This window comes from uncultured Campylobacter sp. (genome assembly GCF_937997535.1).
GTDB lineage: Bacteria > Campylobacterota > Campylobacteria > Campylobacterales > Campylobacteraceae > Campylobacter_B.
Genome location: NZ_CALKTT010000055.1, coordinates 1 through 2,973 on the forward strand (window position 1 = coordinate 1; position 2,973 = coordinate 2,973).

Here is a 2,973-nt window from a genome sequence, read left to right on the forward strand (position 1 = left end):
CTGCTTACGCTCATTTGTGATCGTAAAGGTCGCAAGCACCATATCTACTTTATTTTCTTCCAACGCTTTTAAACGCTCACTAGCCTTTACGGGTACGAATTCTACCTTGCCCGCCTTGCCGCCGAATATATCTTTTGATAGCGCCTCGGCTAGGGTCACCTCAAATCCTTGAAATTTGCCGTCTTCAAATTTACTAAAAGGTGGTTGCGCCTCAAATACGCCTACGCGCACACTGCCCGATTGCCTGATCTCAGATAGGGTATTTGCCACTACACTACTTGTAAATAGCAATAAAATTCCCAAAATTATCTTTTTCATATCGTTCCTTTAATTACAATGTTTAGCCTAGCCGCGCATTCGCGTCGCTTCGGCAAGCCCTCTTAAGCCGGTCGTATATTATTCGCTCACTTCTCCTTTCGACATTTTTTAAAATTTCTTTACCTTTGAAATTTTACGGCGCATTTTACGCAAATTTCATTTAAAATACATTTAATCTGCGCCGTGATTTAGATCCCAATCGATCTCTCCCAGGCCGTGCGCGCGCAGATATTCGTTGCATCTGCTAAAATGCCTGCAGCCAAAAAACGCCCCTCCGGCAAGCGGGCTAGGATGCGCGGCGGTTAAAATGAGATGCCTCTGCGCATCAATAAGCGCAGATTTTGCTTTGGCAAAATTTCCCCACAACATAAAGACTAAATTTTGCCGCCTCGCGCTTAAAATTTTAATCACGGCGTCGGTAAAAATTTGCCAACCGAAGCCGCTGTGCGAGTTCGCGCGGTTCGCGCCCACGCTAAGGCTCGCATTAAGAAGCAGCACGCCCTGCTTCGCCCAGTAGCTCAGATCGCCGCTAGCAGGCTCGCTGATACCCAGATCGCTTTTAATCTCTTTGTAGATATTTACGAGGCTGGGCGGAATTCGCACGCCGCGCGGCACCGAAAAGCTAAGCCCCATTGCCTGATGCGCGCCATGGTAGGGATCCTGCCCCAAAATCACCGCACGCACCCGCTCAAACGGAGTGAGATTGAAGGCGTTAAAGATCAAATTTCCCGGCGGATAGACGATCTCGCGCGCCTTTGCGGCGAGCAGGTTTTCTTTGATCTTCGCAAAATACTCGCTTAAAAATTCCTCTCTAAGCGCCTCTTTCCAGCCGCTCTCGATCTTCACGTCGTCTAAATTTATCTGCATACCGACCCTTTAAATTTTAATAAATTAACGCTCTAATTTTACAATAAATTTTAAAAATAGTCTCGCTCGCACGCGCCGCTGCAATCAAAAGCGAATCGCCCGCGCTCTCTCGCCGCCAACCGATCCCACCGATTTGTAGGCGCCGCTACACGATCACGATCAAAAGCGCCATAAATAGCAGCATGGCGATCGTCTTTTTATTATCGTTAAGCAAGCTCTGCGAATAAAAAGCAAACAAAATCGCGTAGGCAAAAAGCGCGATTGCGAACTCCCACGGGTTATTATCTCTGAATTTTAACCTATAAGCGACCCGAAAGCTATATGCGAAAGCAGCGATAAAATTTGAGCCGGCTTCATGCTGTCTTTGTGATCTCCTATTTTATGTAAAACCCACTATATCGTTATTTTATCTACTTTGATAAATGTCCGCAAGACCAAAGTCTAAATTTTTAAATTTTATCCCAAAGCTTTTAAATTTATTTTTCAACGACAATATCAATCGGCTGTAAGTAAATTTAGCGCACGCTATTAATACCCCATTTTATTTATTTGAACTATATTAAGTTTCGGATAAAAAATAACCTCGTGGTCATAATCGTCCGGCTGTCCCCATTTGTGCTCTTTTTTGTGCCATATTCGCCTTTTATCGTTAATTAGCGCCGTTAAGTTTAAATTTTCGATCGAGCCATAGATCAGATATTCCTTATCACCTGCATAATGATATGACGGCATCGCCCAGGATAGTTTAAATTCGTGCAAATTTGTAGTTTCAGCTATGCAATCGGACTCAGAAACAAGCTCATAGCCCTTTTGTAGCATTTCTTGTTGTGTTGCGATAAAAGGCTTATCCGCCTTTATAAAATGCGTGTAACAGATGCAAGTCTGTATTTTTTCGCTGCATGATAAGGAAGGTCTTTTTTTACGATAAATTAATAAAGTTTCTCCATTCGCATTTGTTAAAGATTTAAATTTAATCAAATCTTGATTTTCTATATACGAAAACCCCGTATTAAGGGGCGAGAATAAAAATGCTATAAATAAAACAAACAATATCAATGCCGCAAACGGTAATGTCAATGCTGCGAGTATGACGATCTTGATGACTTTCCACAATGTTTTTAATATCTTTACTGCTTGCATTAAGATTTACCTCCTCTCTATTTTAAAATTTACTGCGGTATTTATAAACCGCTCCACCGATCTTAGCGGCTTTAAAATTTCATCGCACAGGCTTGCTTCTAAGGTCGTAATACGGATAATCCATCGCCGCAGCGGCAGCCTCTCGCGCAGAGGCGCCTGCAAATTTTTCGATCACGCAAAGTCCAAGTTCGATGGAGCTGCTCACGCCGCCAGCAGTGATGATCTCGCCTCCTGCGGGCAGGCTATCGCGCACGAGCCGCTCGTGCACCACGTCCGCGCAGTAAGGCGCCAGCAGATCGTAGCAAAACGGATGCGTGGTCGCGCGCCTACCTCGCAAAAACCCCGCCGCGCCCAGAAGTAGCGAACCGGTGCAAACGCTAAACTTATACTTTGCATCGCGCGCGGTTGCGAGCCACGAGATGAAGCCCGCATCGTCTTTAAGGCGGCGCGTTGCCATACCGCCAGGCACAAAAACCGCATCAAAGCCGCCTAGATCCGTCGTGATCTCGCCCACATCGATCGTAAGGCCGCCGCTGTCCGAAACCTGCCGCTCGCGCGAGCAAAGCCTCATCTCAAGCTGCGGGCGGACGGCTTTAAGCCTTAGCATACAATCGTAAAATCCCACAAAATCGAGGTGCGTCTGTCCGC

At 45.7% G+C, this 2,973-nt stretch carries 4 protein-coding genes; all 4 read right to left on the reverse strand.

Annotated features, from left to right (window positions below; translation table 11 throughout):
• Positions 1-318 (reverse strand): transporter substrate-binding domain-containing protein (locus Q0117_RS05350; RefSeq protein ID WP_297923492.1); only part of this gene is annotated, 318 nt, incomplete at its 3' end.
• Positions 319-489: 171 nt separating this feature from the next.
• Positions 490-1,185 carry a uracil-DNA glycosylase gene (gene ung / locus Q0117_RS05355; protein WP_297923494.1) on the reverse strand — a complete coding sequence of 232 codons (696 nt, stop codon included), beginning with the start codon at positions 1,183-1,185 and terminating at the stop codon, positions 490-492.
• Positions 1,186-1,713: 528 nt separating this feature from the next.
• Positions 1,714-2,325: a hypothetical protein gene (locus Q0117_RS05360; protein ID WP_297923496.1), complete on the reverse strand. Its 612-nt coding sequence runs from the start codon at positions 2,323-2,325 to the stop codon at positions 1,714-1,716.
• 79 nt (positions 2,326-2,404) lie between these two features.
• Positions 2,405-2,973: DJ-1/PfpI family protein (locus Q0117_RS05365; RefSeq protein WP_297923499.1), on the reverse strand; the 569-nt coding region annotated here is incomplete at its 5' end.